This is a genomic window from Bacillus sp. FSL K6-1145 (assembly GCF_038003425.1).
In the GTDB taxonomy this organism is placed as follows: Bacteria; Bacillota; Bacilli; order Bacillales; family Bacillaceae; genus Bacillus; species Bacillus pumilus.
Genome location: NZ_JBBOPC010000001.1, coordinates 209,725 through 224,448 on the forward strand (window position 1 = coordinate 209,725; position 14,724 = coordinate 224,448).

The 14,724-nt window shown below is 38.4% G+C and carries 14 protein-coding genes and 2 pseudogenes; 3 read left to right on the forward strand and 13 right to left on the reverse strand.

The window, feature by feature from the left end; translation table 11 throughout:
- Positions 1-100 precede the first annotated feature (100 nt).
- The gene (locus tag MHH41_RS01200; protein WP_106032882.1) at positions 101-1,489 is read left to right on the forward strand and encodes an amino acid permease; all 1,389 of its coding nucleotides are present in this window, start codon (positions 101-103) and stop codon (positions 1,487-1,489) included.
- Positions 1,490-1,528: 39 nt separating this feature from the next.
- Here the strand turns inward: MHH41_RS01200 and MHH41_RS01205 are convergent, their stop codons facing one another.
- The 6 genes and pseudogenes from MHH41_RS01205 to fabF all read right to left on the reverse strand — a co-directional run bounded on the left by MHH41_RS01205 (position 1,529) and on the right by fabF (position 8,440).
- On the reverse strand, positions 1,529-2,410 hold the full coding sequence (locus MHH41_RS01205) for a glycerophosphodiester phosphodiesterase (protein WP_340865415.1): 882 nt from the start codon (positions 2,408-2,410) through the stop codon (positions 1,529-1,531).
- A gap of 92 nt (positions 2,411-2,502) precedes the next feature.
- On the reverse strand, positions 2,503-3,837 hold the full coding sequence (glpT, locus tag MHH41_RS01210; protein WP_050943401.1) for a glycerol-3-phosphate transporter: 1,335 nt from the start codon (positions 3,835-3,837) through the stop codon (positions 2,503-2,505).
- A gap of 224 nt (positions 3,838-4,061) precedes the next feature.
- Complete coding sequence (locus tag MHH41_RS01215; protein WP_061406581.1) at positions 4,062-4,832, reverse strand: SurA N-terminal domain-containing protein; 771 nt, start codon at positions 4,830-4,832, stop codon at positions 4,062-4,064.
- A gap of 152 nt (positions 4,833-4,984) precedes the next feature.
- Positions 4,985-6,472: a thioredoxin domain-containing protein gene (locus MHH41_RS01220; protein ID WP_340866658.1), complete on the reverse strand. Its 1,488-nt coding sequence runs from the start codon at positions 6,470-6,472 to the stop codon at positions 4,985-4,987.
- A gap of 84 nt (positions 6,473-6,556) precedes the next feature.
- Positions 6,557-7,048 (reverse strand): annotated as a pseudogene (locus MHH41_RS01225) (thioredoxin domain-containing protein); the annotation flags it as partial.
- A 159-nt stretch (positions 7,049-7,207) separates the two neighbouring features.
- Positions 7,208-8,440: a beta-ketoacyl-ACP synthase II gene (gene fabF / locus MHH41_RS01230; protein WP_340865418.1), complete on the reverse strand. Its 1,233-nt coding sequence runs from the start codon at positions 8,438-8,440 to the stop codon at positions 7,208-7,210.
- Positions 8,441-8,543: 103 nt separating this feature from the next.
- On the opposite strand from fabF, the gene MHH41_RS01235 reads away from it, so the two are divergent.
- Positions 8,544-9,380, forward strand: a complete 837-nt coding sequence (locus MHH41_RS01235) for a helix-turn-helix transcriptional regulator (protein ID WP_251191211.1) — start codon at positions 8,544-8,546, stop codon at positions 9,378-9,380.
- Positions 9,381-9,455: 75 nt separating this feature from the next.
- On the opposite strand, the pseudogene MHH41_RS18750 reads toward MHH41_RS01235, so the two are convergent.
- From MHH41_RS18750 to MHH41_RS01270, 7 genes and pseudogenes are all read right to left on the reverse strand, one after another.
- A pseudogene (locus MHH41_RS18750) lies at positions 9,456-9,524 on the reverse strand (DUF255 domain-containing protein); the annotation flags it as partial.
- A gap of 225 nt (positions 9,525-9,749) precedes the next feature.
- The gene (locus MHH41_RS01245; protein WP_322000281.1) at positions 9,750-10,259 is read right to left on the reverse strand and encodes a hypothetical protein; all 510 of its coding nucleotides are present in this window, start codon (positions 10,257-10,259) and stop codon (positions 9,750-9,752) included.
- Positions 10,256-10,924 (reverse strand): ATP-binding cassette domain-containing protein, encoded by a 669-nt coding sequence (locus tag MHH41_RS01250; protein ID WP_099679424.1) that lies wholly within the window; start codon positions 10,922-10,924, stop codon positions 10,256-10,258. The genes MHH41_RS01245 and MHH41_RS01250 overlap by 4 nt, the downstream gene beginning before the upstream one ends.
- 14 nt (positions 10,925-10,938) lie before the next feature.
- Entirely contained in the window at positions 10,939-11,751 is an 813-nt protein-coding gene (locus MHH41_RS01255) for a hypothetical protein (protein WP_251191209.1), read from the reverse strand.
- Positions 11,738-12,544 carry a hypothetical protein gene (locus MHH41_RS01260; protein WP_105927953.1) on the reverse strand — a complete coding sequence of 269 codons (807 nt, stop codon included), beginning with the start codon at positions 12,542-12,544 and terminating at the stop codon, positions 11,738-11,740. Before MHH41_RS01260 ends, MHH41_RS01255 begins: the two co-directional genes overlap by 14 nt.
- Positions 12,545-12,650: 106 nt before the next feature.
- Positions 12,651-13,088: a hypothetical protein gene (locus tag MHH41_RS01265; protein ID WP_322000278.1), complete on the reverse strand. Its 438-nt coding sequence runs from the start codon at positions 13,086-13,088 to the stop codon at positions 12,651-12,653.
- A gap of 11 nt (positions 13,089-13,099) precedes the next feature.
- On the reverse strand, positions 13,100-13,675 hold the full coding sequence (locus tag MHH41_RS01270; protein ID WP_322000276.1) for a hypothetical protein: 576 nt from the start codon (positions 13,673-13,675) through the stop codon (positions 13,100-13,102).
- Between the two features lie 147 nt (positions 13,676-13,822).
- Here MHH41_RS01270 and MHH41_RS01275 point away from each other — a divergent pair, with 147 nt between their 5' ends.
- On the forward strand, positions 13,823-14,656 hold the full coding sequence (locus MHH41_RS01275) for a hypothetical protein (RefSeq protein ID WP_251191206.1): 834 nt from the start codon (positions 13,823-13,825) through the stop codon (positions 14,654-14,656).
- The last annotated feature ends 68 nt before the right edge of the window (positions 14,657-14,724 follow it).

Here is a 14,724-nt window from a genome sequence, read left to right on the forward strand (position 1 = left end):
TTTATTATGATAATATACATCGAAAGATTGATGTTTCTCAATCAGAATGAACATTCTGATTTTTATTTTTTATGTTGTTTGTTGATGAGGGGGAAGAAAAGTGGCTCAAAAGGAATTAAAGAGAGGGTTAAGTGCCCGCCATATTCAAATGATCGCACTTGGCGGCACGATTGGTGTTGGCTTATTTATGGGGTCAGCCAAGGCCATTCAATGGACAGGTCCATCGGTTCTTCTCGCGTACGCAGTATGTGGTATCTTTATCTTTTTTATTATGCGTGCGATGGGAGAAATGTTGTACGTTGAACCGAGTACAGGTTCATTTGCTACATTTGGTCATCAATATATTCATCCGCTTGCGGGGTATATGACAGCTTGGAGTAACTGGTTCCAGTGGGTCATTGTTGGGATGTCGGAAATTATTGCCGTAGGCGCTTATATGAAATATTGGTTTCCGGAGCTGCCAGCGTGGATTCCAGGATTAATTGCGATGATTATTTTGGGAGCCGCCAACTTGATTTCGGTTAAATCGTTCGGTGAGTTCGAATTTTGGTTTGCAATGATCAAGATTGTGACGATTATTTTAATGATCATTGCAGGTCTAGGCATTATTTTCTTTGGATTTGGAAATGGCGGGACGCCTATTGGCTTGTCTAATCTGTGGGCGCACGGCGGGTTCTTTACAGGTGGATTTACCGGATTCTTGTTTGCGTTGTCGCTCGTCATTGCTGCCTATCAGGGTGTAGAGCTGATTGGGATTACAGCAGGTGAAGCACAAAATCCAGAAAAGACGCTGACCAATGCCATCAAAAGTATCATCTGGCGTATTTTGATTTTCTATATCGGTGCGATCTTTGTCATTGTGACAGTGTATCCTTGGGATCAGTTGAATACCCTTGGCAGTCCATTTGTGGCGACGTTTGCGAAAATTGGGATTACAGCAGCCGCTGGTATTATTAACTTTGTCGTCATTACAGCAGCGATGTCCGGCTGTAATAGTGGGATTTTCAGTGCGGGACGTATGCTTTATACATTAGGTGTGAATGGACAGGCGCCTGCTTTCTTCACCAAAATTTCGAAGAATGGTGTGCCGTATTTTGGGACATTCGCTGTGCTGATTGGTCTAGCGGTAGGAGTTGTCCTCAATTATGTTGCGCCACCAAACATTTTCGTCTATGTGTATAGTGCGAGTGTACTTCCTGGTATGGTGCCATGGTTTGTGATTTTGATTAGTCATATCGGCTTTAGAAAGGCGAAGGGATCTGCGCTTGATCAGCATCCATTCAAAATGCCGCTAGCGCCGTTTTCTAATTATCTTACAATCGGTTTCTTACTAATGGTGCTTGTATTTATGCTCATTAATCAGGATACGCGTATTTCTCTGATTGTGGCAATTGGGTTCTTAATTGTAGTAGCGCTTAGCTTCTATGTTTTTGGGATCGGGAAACGGAAGCCGATCGAAACAGCTTCTTCTGATCAAACGGTAAAATAATCAAAGGCCTTGCGGGATGGACCGCAAGGCTTTTTTTGTTTAGAGTGAAGCTTTTACACGGTTAAAGACATCTGGAAAGTTGGTGAAAAGACCGGTGACGCCGTATTGCAGTAAACGGGTCATGTCGGCTTCATTGTTGACCGTATATGGGTTGAGGAGGAGTCCGTGGCTTCTGACCTGTTGTACGTTTTCAAGTGTCAATGCTCTAAAATTCGGTCCGACACCCACTGCATAAGATTTGATGAAATCGAGCTGATCATCTGTGATGGACGTCATTTGTGTTCTGTCTAAAAGCTGTACTTTTGGAAGGCGTGGAGCTAATGTCTGTAGCTTTAGCAGGCTGTCTTGACTAAAGGATTGGATAATGACCTGCCCTTTTCTTGTGTGTTTCCCGAGGAGGTGATGTTTTTTTAGGGTCGCCAATAGCTTTTCTTCCATTTGCGGATAGATGTCTGGTTTTTTTGTTTCAATATAATAATTTTCTCGTTTGCCGAAATAGCGCAGCACTTCATCTAATGTGAGGACTCGCTGTCCGATATAGTTGGCATTTTGTCTGTCGGGATTGACTTCATTAAACCAAGTACCGGCATCAAGCTGTTTGATTTCGGCAAGTGTGAGGTCTTTGACCCAGCCTGTTCCGTTTGTGGTGCGGTCAACGGTTTCATCGTGCATGACGATGAGATGTCCATCCTTTGTCATTTGAAGGTCGAGTTCGAGGTAATCCGCATTCATCTTTGTGGCGAGTTTGTAAGAAGCCAGGGTATGCTCTGGTGCATACCCTGATGCTCCGCGATGTGCAACGGTTAGAATACGATCTGGAGATAAAAGATGTTCATGTGCCGATACGGTGGCCGGCACCCACGCAATAGACAGTAAAGCAAAAGAGAGCAACACGAAAGCAAGTAATCTACTTTTCTTCATATTTTATCCTCCTTTAACGGTAACTGTCTTCATCATAAGAAATAGATGTAAAGGGCATGTTGGGCGGATATGAATCTTTTATATGATTTTCATTAAGCTTGCTCTACGCGCTTCCCTGTATTCCAAGTCATCGCTAGGAAGACAATCGCAAGCACACAAGAACCAACCAATAAAATGAAGCCTCCTGTCCAGTCGTAATGATCCACGACGACGCCCATCATCGCATTGGCGAAGGCAGAGCCGCCAATATAGCCGAAGAAGCCTGTGAGTCCAGCCGCAGTGCCAGCCGCTTTTTTCGGAGCGAGGTCAATGGCTTGAAGTCCAATGAGCATGACAGGTCCGTAAATTAAAAAGCCGATGCTGATGAGGGCGATGTTATCGACCATTGGATTGCCAGCAGGGTTTAACCAGTAAACAAGCACCGCAATTAACACCCCAGCCATAAAGAGGACGCCTGCTGGTGCACGGCGGCTTCTAAAGAAGCGGTCACTGATCCAGCCGCACAATAATGTGCCAGGAATGCCTGCATATTCATAAAGAAAATATGACCAGCGCGAATGCTCTGGTGAAAAGCCCTTTGCTTCTGTTAAGTAGGTCGGCGCCCAGTCCACGACACCGTAACGGACGAAGTACACAAAGACGTTGGCAATGGCGATATACCAAAGGAATTTATTGTTGAGTACATACTTAAATAAAATCTCTTTCACTGTTAATTCTTTTTCTTGATCTTCATACTGCTGTGCCGGATAGTCATTGCGATATTCCTCAATTGGCGGAAGACCAGCGGATTGCGGGGTATCCCGGACGAGAAGAATGATCACGAAGGAGACGATAATAGCAATGATGGCAGGGAAGAAAAAGATACTTTTCCACGTCGCAAACAGCACGATCCCTAAGGTGATGAGCGGTGCAAGAATTCCCCCGCCAATATTGTGAGCGACGTTCCAAATGGACATTTTCGTTCCACGTTCACTAACCGAAAACCAATGCGCCATCGTCCGTCCGCATGGCGGCCACCCCATGCCCTGGAACCAGCCGTTTAAAAACATGAATAAGAACATGATCCATACACTTGACGTCACCCATGGAAATGAGACAAATAGGATATTGATAAGGGCTGATAGAAAGAGTCCGGTGGCTAAAAAATATCTTGGGTTACAGCGGTCTGAGATCATCCCCATGATGAATTTACTAAAGCCATAGGCGATAGAGACAGCTGCGAGTACAAAGCCTAATTCACTTTTCGTGAACCCTTCTTCCTGTAGATAAGGAATAGCAAAAGCGAAATTTTTTCGTAGCAAATAGTAGCCCGCATACCCGATAAAGATGCCTAAAAAGACTTGCAGCCGCAGCCGCTTATACGTCTCATCTGTCTTGGCATCATCGAGCCTGTCGATATGCGGAGCGGGTTTAAACCATTTGAACATAAAGATCCTCCTCTTGTCGTTGTCCGATTGACTGAAGCAAAAGTACGAGATCAGCGTTTGATCTTGTACTTTTTAAGAGACAAAAGAATTGATAACGCTTTCTTTTGTACTCCCATCATATCGGATGGAAGAGACGTTTATGATGAGGCTTTTGTCATTATTTTGGAAAAATAGTTCATCAAGTAACGAAAAAAATCCGCACAATGGCGGATTTTTCTTAGCTGTTACAGAGACACATTAATTTTCGCAGATTTCTTTAGTTTTTCAATTTCTTTTTGTACTTCTTTCTGCTTTTCTTGGGATTCTAGCTGTTTTTTAATTTGTGATTTAACCTCTTTGTACTCTGGTGCTTTTTGCTTTTGTTTTTTCATTTCATCTGCGTATTGATCATAGTACGCTTTAACATCCTTTTCAGAGACGGAGGCTGATTTGATTTCTTTGTCGACATACTGGCTGTATTTGATGCTGTCGGCAATGTCACTTTTCAGCTGATCCATTGTGAGTCCGCTTTTCTTAAGGGCTTCTTCAAATTGAGCGTTGTCTTTGAATTGTTTCTTTTCTTCTTTTAGCTGTTTATCTACCTGCTTGTCAGAGGCTTTGATGCCTTTCTTCTCAGCATCTTGCAGGATAAGCTCTTGACCTACGAGCGCATCAATGGTTTGTTTCTTAACTGCTTTTGCGCCTTCTTTAGATGTTGGGTCTTGCCCAGATTGCTGAAGCTGTCCTTGAATGGTTGATAGAGCGCTATTATATTCATTACCTGTGATTTTGTCTTGGTTGACGGTCGCAACGACCTTTTGATCATCGATTTTTTGTGCGTCTAATTTCTTTTGCATCTCTTCCATTTGCTTTTGCTGTTCTTTTTGGTCAGCCTGTGTTGTTTCCTTGTTTTTAGCTGAGTCGTTTTGCTTATCTTGTTTGGCATCGTTTGACGAGCAGGCTGCAAGCCCAACAGATAACAAACAAGCGATGAGTGTGTATGATACCTTTTTCATCATTTTCTCTCCCTTCGGTATGAGAACATCTAGTGCGCATTCTAACCGTTTTTTAGGAAAAATAAAACCGTACAGACAATTTGTTAGCGGATTGACATGTTTTTTATCTGTTTGTCCTCATTTTGTCTTCTCATAGTCATCTTATGACAGACTCAATCGCGGAATAATTGTTCCATCGCTTCGTCGATATTGGTGATTGGCTGGCGGCAGCTGTAGTTTTCACAAATATACACGGTGGTTTTGCCATCGATCGTTTTGTAATCTTTTGTAAAGGGCGCGAGTTTTGCTAATTCCTCCCCTGTTTCGGCAGTCAATATGATATCAAAGGGCATGAATCGTTTTTGAAGCGCCTGTAAAAGCTGTTCTTTTTGAGGGTCGCCGTTTTTCCCGAGAATGATGATTTCTCTTTTCGTTGCATATTGACCGAGGAGCCCTTGCAGAAACGCTGTGTGCCCGCTTGGATAGGAAGAGACATCGACATAAAAGGCTTTGAACTTTTGTTCTAATGTGTCCAGCCAATCCTGACGTCCGGTCAGTCTGCTTAGCATGAGAAGCTGCTTGAGTGCGGTGCTGTTACCAGAAGGCATGACGCCGTCGTATACTTCTTTTTCTCGAACGATGAGCGCTTCCGCATCTGATCCTGAGAAGAAAAAGCCCCCTTTTTCCTTATCCCAAAACAGCTCAAACATGTTCTCGGCAATGGCTGTTGCTTTTTCCAGCCATTCTAATTCAAAGGTCGCTTCGTATAAAGACATATACGCTTTTAGCATATGCGCATAATCCTCGATAAAGCCGAGATGCTTTACGTCTCCTTCTCTATAGCGGACCATGAGCCGCTCATGTTGGACGAGGTGTGTTTCTAGAAAAGACATCGCCTGTTTCGCCATACGGATCGCTTCCTCTGCACCAAATACCCTTCCTGCTTTGGCGAGCGCAGAGGTCATCAGTGCATTCCATGATGTGAGCACCTTGTCATCGACAAGCGGTGCAGGTCGCTGCTGTCTGACAGATTGTAAAATGTGCCGGGCTTCTTGCAGCTTAGACTGTAGCGTATGGTCATCAATCGAAAAAGAGGCTTTAATGTCATCAAAAGAGGTTGAAATGGTATGAGGGATGTTCGCCCCTCCAAAGTTCCCCTCTTCTGTGATGTGATAGACAGCGCAGAATAATGCACCGAGGTCCTCGCCTAAATGAGTCATGATCTCATCTTTTGACCAGACGTAATATTGTCCTTCTTTCCCTTCAGAATCTGCATCTATCGCTGAATAAAAGGAGCCACTCGGATTCATCATATCTCGCTTGATAAAGTGGATCAGCCGGTGGACAAGCTTTTCATATTCAGGTTGTTGAGTGAGCTGATACGCTTCTGTGTAGGCTTCCATCAGCAAGGCGTTATCATACAGCATTTTTTCAAAATGAGGCACAAGCCATTTTTCGTCTGTTGAATAACGAGAAAAGCCTGAACCGACATGGTCGTATATACCGCCATTTGCCATTCCATCTAACGTTTTCGTGACTGCATATAGCGCATTCTCCTGCCCAGTCCATTCATAATAGCGCATCAAGAATGAAAGCATATGAGGTGCAGGAAATTTTGGCGCAGAGCCGAATCCGCCGTGCAGCGTATCAAAGCTGCTCATGAGCTGATAATAGGCTTTGTGGATCGCCTCTTGGGTGAGCGTATTTTCCGTCTGCCCTGCTGCTTTGATCCGCAGATTATTTGTCGCCTTCTCTGCCAATGATTCGATATGATCGCGATCGTTATGGTACGCATCCAGCAATTGTGTCAGTGCTTCTATGAAGCCCGGTCGTCCGTATGCACTTCTCTTTGGAAAGTACGTCCCCGCATAAAAAGGCTTTTGATCAGGCGTTACAAATACGTTGAGCGGCCAGCCGCCTTGCCCCGTCATCATCTGACAAACAGACATATACATCGAGTCGATATCTGGACGCTCCTCACGATCGACTTTAATCGAAATGAAATGCTCATTTAAGATGTCAGCGACTTGTTGATCTTCAAAGCTTTCGTGTGCCATGACATGGCACCAGTGGCAAGTGGCGTAACCGATGCTGACAAGCACTGGTTTATTTTCACGCTTGGCTTTGTTGAATGCTTCTTGCCCCCACGGGTACCAGTGAACTGGGTTGTGGGCGTGCTGAAGGAGGTATGGTGATTTTTCAGTGATGAGTGGGTTGGGTGCTTGGTTGTTTGGCATGGGTCACCTGCTTTCTAAATGTTTTTTCGTATTTTCTTTTCTCCATTTAATATATCAGATTGCTGAGGCACGTCATAACTTGTCTGTAAGGTATTCCTAAAATGAAAAAAACAAGGGCTATAAACCCTTGATCGATTCTTTATTTCATCTTTAACTACTTCAATTGTAATGTTTTAACAAGATGGCTGAATTATGTCCTCCAAAACCAAAAGAATTGGATAGCCCGTATTTCAAAGGAAGCTGTCTCGCTTCTAATACAACGTCTAAGTTGCAATCTGGATCTTGCTTCTCTACATTAATAGTGGGTGGAATCATTCCTCGTCTCAAACTTTCCACTAAAGCAATTGCTTCTACTCCACCGGCAGCACCAAACATATGCCCAGTCATTGACTTGTTCGCCGTTGTTGGAATTTCACGGGAACGTTCACCAAATAATGTCTTAATAGCTAGAACTTCTGAACGATCCCCTACTTGTGTACTTGTTGCATGAGCGCTAATAACATCGATTTCATCTGTTGATATATTTGCACTTCTCAATGCTTTTTTCATGGCTAAGTAGGCACCCTTACCTTCTGGGTGTGATGCTACCATATGGTGAGCATCTGAACTAGCTCCGTACCCCACAACTTCACATAGTATCGGCGCATCTCTAAGAATAGCGTTTTCTAATGATTCTAATACTAAGATACCTGCACCTTCACTCATAACAAATCCATCTCTATCTGTATCGAATGGACGGCTGGCTCGACTTGGATCTTGGTTTCTAGTAGATAGTGCATGTGCGTTTCCAAAACTAGCTAAAGATATCTGTGAGACGGCAGCTTCTGCTCCACCGGCAAATATAATATCTGCATCATCATTTCGGATCGCATTGAAAGCTTCACCGATAGAGGTGTTCCCAATAGAACAAGCAGTGACTGGTGACATTGATGGCCCTTGTGCCCCTAATTTTATGCTGATTTGGGCAGCAGCTGCATTTGAAATCATCATGGGTACAAGACTCGGGCTTACTCTCGAGGGGCCTCTTTTATCTAATACATTCACTTGATTAACAAGCGACTCTATGCCCCCGATTCCTGAACCAACATATACGCCTAAACGTTCAAGATCAACATGGTCTAACTGTAATTTTGAATTTTTTAATGCTTGTTCGGCTGCTGCTAAGGCAAACTGACTAAAACGATCTAATCGTTTTGCTTCTTTTCTCCCCAATATTTCATCTGCATCGAAATCACGAACGATTCCAGCTATTTTTGTTTTATAATCAGTCGTATCAAAAGAATCAATGAGAGATATTCCCGATTGTCCTTTCACTAGTTGATTCCAAAAGCTATCTATATCATTTCCTAGTGGAGAAATAACTCCCATTCCAGTAATGACAACTCTTTTCATGATCATTCCCTCCTTGTTTTTATTAACTTTAGCCATTGTGTTATCCTATTACAAGTTGTTGTTTATCCTAGTATAATTAATAATATTTTAAAGGGAGCTCTTTATGAAACCTGAAACAAGACTTCAAGCATTATCAGAATTTCTCAAAAATCAGCGTTCGAAAATTACGCCCCAAATGGTTGGTTTACCTGTAGGAACCCGAAGAAGAACACCAGGACTTAGAAGAGAAGAAGTAGCTCAACTAGCCGGTGTGAGTCTTACTTGGTATACATGGTTAGAACAAGGCAGAGATATAAAAGTTTCTACTTCGGTATTAGATGCTATTTCTCGAGCATTACAATTAAATAACGATGAAAGAAGATATTTGTACGCTTTAGCGTTAGAGGAAGGTGTGAAACAATCTTTTATCATTGAGGATGAGAAGGAAATCAGTCCGGCTTTAGTGAAAATTTTGCAGGAGCTTCGTTATTGTCCAACAATTATATCTGATAGAAGAAGTCAGATTGTTGGGTGGAATCAAGCAGCAGCTAATGTCTTTTTGGACTTTGAACAGATCATCCCGGCAGAAAGGAATATCATACGCTTACTATTCGCAAGAAAGGAATTTAAAAGTTTAGCCGTGAATTGGGAGCATTTTGTTAGAGGATATATCGCCATATTTAGAACGTATTATGGACAGTATGTGGCTGATGACTGGTATGAGCAATTTATAGAAGAAATGGAGCAGGCATATCCTGAGTTTCGTAAAATATGGAATGAAAATGAGATCAGCTATGCGCCTGAAGTATTAATTGAATTTCGTCATGCTAAGGCAGGTAAAATGTTGTTTAATCTCACTTCATTACAAGTGTATGGGGATACTGATTTAAGATGCAGTGTCTATACTCCAGTTGAGGATACTGAAACTGAGCTTAAGTTAAAACGTTTGATTGAAAGCTAGCTATCGTTTGGATGAAGTTATTGAGTGTATTTAATATAAAATAGATCCTATGCTATCAGTGACAAGTTCCTTTGGTTATCCATACTCAATCGATACGAAAACTGGTTTGTTTTCGCGTTTCGCTTTCTTGAATCCTTCGTCTGACCATGTGTACCAGTTGACCCGATTATAGGCTTGTTGGAGAAGATATGGCGACTTTCAGTGATTAATCGGTTGAGCATTTTTTGTTTGTCATGAGTTCACCTGCTTTCATATATTAATTTCCTGCGTACTTTACCTTTAGCGAAACTTCGTCTTTTTATATAAAAAAATCCTCTAAAAGTAGAAGAGGACAATAGGACGTATTTCTTTTAATATGAATAGTATATGTTACTTGAAGTAATCAATTTTCACAATGAATTTTTCAACTGATATTCCATCGCTCCCAATCATATGGAGTTTAGGAGTTTTTAAATTTTTCTCACCATTATTTCCAAATGTAAAGGTGACTGTACCGCTTATATATTGATGAGGATTTATATCTTTAATTCTTTTCCCTGTTTTATTATTAATAAAATCTATTGTCTGGGTTTCTTCCTCTCCCCTCATCATTCTATAAAATTCAGGATGGAGGGGTAGTTTATCGTTTGTTTGATTTTTTAATGTAAATGGTATGCGGTATTCAGTTATTTTATTTCTCATTTCATCAATGGTATTAATTTTCTTAGCTTTTTTAAACGTATGACTTATTTTTAGAAATTCAAATGTTTCATTTGTCGTAAGGTTTTTTTCTGTTACTTTATATTTGGAGTATTCACTATTCACTTGTTGATAGCGGAACATGCTGATTAAGATAAAAATTATAGTCATTACTGAAATTACTATTACTTTTTTTCTCATTTTTCTTTATCCCTATCAACAATCGTTTCTTTTATAATTTCACCAGATTCAATATCATAAATCGTATCTGAAACCTTTTGAAGAGTTTCTTTATCATGGCTAGCGATCAAAATTGTTTTACCTTCATTTTTTAATGTTACGAGTAATTGATGTACTATTTCGACTGCTTTCTCATCTAAAGCATTAGTAGGTTCATCTAAAATGAGCAAATCCGGTTTTTCCATAATTGCTTGAGCTATTCCCAAACGTTGTTTCATTCCAAGAGAATACTTTTTAAACTTTCTTTTGTCATTTGGATCAAGCCCTACACGAGAAATGACAGCAGAAATTTCGTTATCGTTAATTTTATTCTGAATCATAGAGAGTAATTTTAGGTTAGCAAAACCAGTATATTCTGGGATAAAACCAGGATACTCTATTAATATTCCAACATTTTCGGGAAATGAGATGTCTCTGTGTAATTGTTTCCCACCTACAGTTACTTTTCCATCACTTGGTTTTACTAATCCGGATAATACACGAAACAACATTGTTTTTCCGGATCCATTAGGTCCACGAAAACCATAAATATTCCCCTTTTTTAATGATAAGTTAATATTCTTAAGGACGTGGTTTTTTTTAATAAATTTGTTTAATGCCTCAATTTTAATATATTCTTCTGACATGAGTTTCACCTCGATTAACATTCTTTTTCATGATCAATACCGTATTCATTTAAAAAATCTTGTTTGATAAAAATTTTATATGCAAGAAAAGTAAAAAGTAATCCAAAACCACTAAATAAATAAATCATTCTAGAAAATAAACCTGGTATAAGCCAAGATGTCATTTCTAATGACAGAGAGTCATTAATGAAAGAAAAACCAAAATAAATATTAAGCATTTTATCAAGAATGAAAGTAGATGAAATGATAATAAAGCTGTATATATAATTTTTACTTAACAAATAGCAAACCACAACAAATAATCCGATCAGATAGAATACCAATAAACTTGTAATCAGATATCTAATTAACATGATATTAGATGAAAAGTATTCATCTAAAGGTAGTTGATCGCCATATATTAAGTACGGAGCTCCTTTTGTAGACAGCCAAACGTTGTCCCACCTTCCTGACAGGAAGCCACCCAGAAGGAAACCACCGATTAGGTATATGAGAGTGAATATTAGACAGATCCAAAAGACACGTAATAATAACGATAAAAATACTTTTTCTCTTTTTTGATAACGAACAAAACGAGAAGAGTCAAAAAAAGGTACGATTCCAAATGAAAAAAACATTAGAAAAAGGGGTAATACGGGAAAAATAAATGTATAGGAAGAGAAAAATAAATTTAAAGATTGTGGTATTCCCATTATTCCATGTTGCGGTAAACTTTCTTTGACTAAATATAAAATACAGAGCAAATAACAAAAAAACCAAATGAATAATCGCACTTTATAACGGTATATGTCGAGTAAAACGATATGTAGTTCTTTAATGAATAACATTCTTTTTAACCCCTAGAATGTATAATGAAAAACTTAACATAAATCCGATAAACAAGTGTAAAACAAGACTTGCTAGACTCACACCATCTGTAGCCTGTTGTTGCAAGAAGCTTGTTGATATCATTTCCTGATGCCCTAGTGTTGAAAGTACCATGTTTATGACATATAAACTTGCAAAAGGTGTAATTAGAACAACAAATGATTTTTTAATAAACATTCCAAATCCCAAAGCTATACTTGCGAACATACCAGAGAAAATACCAATCAATATTACATATAAAAGCATATGAACAAAGGGATGTGTATAATATAGATCTGGTAAGAAAGTATTATCAGAGTCTAAAGGCATCTCATTGTTAATCGCTCTATCAGGTTTTATATTTGGAAGTCTCATGAAAGACAAATAAATATTTAATAATAGAGGAAAGACAGCTGTGAGCATACCTGCTAAAAAGTTTATAAGAAACAAACTAAAGAAATATTGTTTTTGTTTTCCTCTAATAATTAAAAAGCGAATAAAACCAGTTGATCGATCTCTTGAGTACAGATCTGAAAATGGAAGTGTTGCTAAAATTGGTAATAAGAACATGTAAAGTGCTGGATAATCTGATATTCCACCAATCCCCATCCATTTTGTATAAGGGGTAAAAGAAATTCCTCCAGTAAGTTCTAAATGTTCTTTTAGTGGCATTTCTTCTGTCCAAAAATATGCAATTGCTAGAATTGCACCTATGGCTAATGATATGTAAAAAGATGGGCGTTTTATTAATCGTAATATAAGCAAATAAAACATGTATCTCTCCATTTCGTTTATTTAAAAATAAATGTAGAAGCGACTCAGTTAATTCTGAGTCGCTGTGTCATATAGCTCTCTTTTGAATTTAAAGAGCCTAATAGAATCAAGGGCTGTTTCGATCGTAATCGGGACTCCATACGCCATTAGCATAACCAGCTGCATTCTTCTTAGCACCAATCGAAACAGGCGGATATCCTATTCCCAAGAATGTTTTTTCAACTGCCAAATTGTATAGGAGTTGTACTCCTTTATAATTTTTCTTAATTGTATAATAGTGGCCATCTGAAACATCTTTTCCTTTAGATCTGGCCCAGGCTACATAAGAAGTATTATTCTTTTCACTGTTCATATAATACCAGGATTTAGTAAATTTTGTTCTAGATGTTGTCTCATCATATGGATTTCCTTTTAGAAATCTAAAATTATAATTAGTATCTTTATAGTTGCCACTTGGTTCTCCTGCATAGACATGCACAATTCCTATAGTAGAAAAGGTTACTCCTAGAATTAAAGTTAGGGTAATGATTATTTTATTTTTCAACGGTCTTCTCCTCACTGTTTACTTACAACAAAATATTTATCTGCAACACCTATGCAATTATTATCTTTATTTAGCCAAATCATTCTTAATGCTATTTCTGCTTTCTGACCTTTGAATTTTGGTAAATTAATTAAAAAATCGTGATCAGCATCTGGGATATCATAAGATTGCTCCCATTGATGTGTAATACCCCTATCATCTTTCAATTTTCCTAAAATTTTTGTTGGGGTAGGTTCTTTTTGACTAAAGGTCATCGCTAATTCATAATTTTTAGGAAGTGGTCCAACTTCGAGGTCCTCTCCTTTGAAAACATTCTCAATTGCGACATCATTATTCTTAATCTGACCTTGATAATAACGGTCCTCTTTCAGGTTTTCCCAAAATATAACTTTGAAAAGACTTTGCTTTTGTTCAGTATCAAAATAGAATAGTTTTGGTTCATCCTTTGTACTATTATCCAAATCTTTTATACTTACAGAAGGATCTGGAGCTTTGTCTTTTATTGTGTTATTGAACTTATTTGATTGACAAGCACTAATCAAAGATATCATTAATAAAATTAAAAAAAATGTAAATATCTTTTTCACTATTTTTCCCCACTAAAACCATAATTTGTACCGGCACGTGAAGATTATACAATAAAATAAAGAAAAATACACCTTTTTTTGCATTTTTTTAACTTAAACGTTATGTTATGCTATGTTCTAGTTAGTTGATAAGAGAGGGTTTTATGCATGATTGGTTTATTATTACTTTTTAAAAGAGATATGATTCTTGGGTTTCATAGAACTGCAAAGATCTTTATCATTATAGTTATTCTAGGCTTATTTAATTTTCTATACTACCTTTACTTTCTGCATATTAGTTTATCCAAAAGTAATGTTGCGTTTTGGGATGTTATTGGTAAAACCTTTGCGGGAGTTCCCTTTGAACTTGTTCAACAACAAACAATTGAATTTCCCTTTGGATGGATTATATTTCAATTAAGTGGTGCAATATTGGTCAATACTTTTATAAAAGAAGATTTATTTGCCCATAGTGCATTTATTAGAGTTAGAACAAAGTCAATATTTAAATTGTGGGTAAGCAAACTATTATTTTGTTGTACTGCAATATTGTTCTTTTACATATTAATATTTTCCCTAACCTGGGTTGTATGGAAATTGAGTGGAGGTACAGTAAATAACTTGACAGATTACGGTGAAAGTATTTTAAGATATTCCTCATTCCAATTCTCTTATAGTCAAATTATTGTTTATTCAATTCTCTTAAATATAGCTGGGACATTTCTTTTCACCTTTATCTATGCCTTATTATCATTAATTGTTAAAACAATTTATAGTTTCATAGTTTGTATCTGTATTTTATTCCTTTCAATTTTCTCAGACAACCCACTGCTGCTTGGAAATGAATTTATGCTGATTAGGCACCCTATGTTTGGTTTATCTCCAGTTGTCTCTATTAGTATTACACTAATTATAGTACCTATTCTTTGTATTGTTCTTTCAGTAGTTGGAGGAATTTATCTAACTAAGTATGATTTAATAAGTGATACCGAAATGGAATGATATTTTATAACAATATATTATCCTGTAGACTTGAAATCTACATTTACCCGTTCTAAGGAGAGTTAAAG

Bases quoted from the DNA above. Each gene is read 5' to 3' on its own strand.
- MHH41_RS01205 (WP_340865415.1), bottom strand. From the start codon at position 2,410: ATGAAGAAAAGTAGATTACTTGCTTTCGTGTTGCTCTCTTTTGCTTTA.
- glpT (WP_050943401.1), bottom strand. From the start codon at position 3,837: ATGTTCAAATGGTTTAAACCCGCTCCGCATATCGACAGGCTCGATGAT.
- MHH41_RS01215 (WP_061406581.1), bottom strand. From the start codon at position 4,832: ATGAAAAAGGTATCATACACACTCATCGCTTGTTTGTTATCTGTTGGG.
- MHH41_RS01220 (WP_340866658.1), bottom strand. From the start codon at position 6,472: ATGAGCAGCTTTGATACGCTGCACGGCGGATTCGGCTCTGCGCCAAAA.
- fabF (WP_340865418.1), bottom strand. From the start codon at position 8,440: ATGAAAAGAGTTGTCATTACTGGAATGGGAGTTATTTCTCCACTAGGA.
- MHH41_RS01235 (WP_251191211.1), top strand. From the start codon at position 8,544: ATGAAACCTGAAACAAGACTTCAAGCATTATCAGAATTTCTCAAAAAT.
- MHH41_RS01245 (WP_322000281.1), bottom strand. From the start codon at position 10,259: ATGAGAAAAAAAGTAATAGTAATTTCAGTAATGACTATAATTTTTATC.
- MHH41_RS01250 (WP_099679424.1), bottom strand. From the start codon at position 10,924: ATGTCAGAAGAATATATTAAAATTGAGGCATTAAACAAATTTATTAAA.
- MHH41_RS01255 (WP_251191209.1), bottom strand. From the start codon at position 11,751: ATGTTATTCATTAAAGAACTACATATCGTTTTACTCGACATATACCGT.
- MHH41_RS01260 (WP_105927953.1), bottom strand. From the start codon at position 12,544: ATGTTTTATTTGCTTATATTACGATTAATAAAACGCCCATCTTTTTAC.
- MHH41_RS01275 (WP_251191206.1), top strand. From the start codon at position 13,823: ATGATTGGTTTATTATTACTTTTTAAAAGAGATATGATTCTTGGGTTT.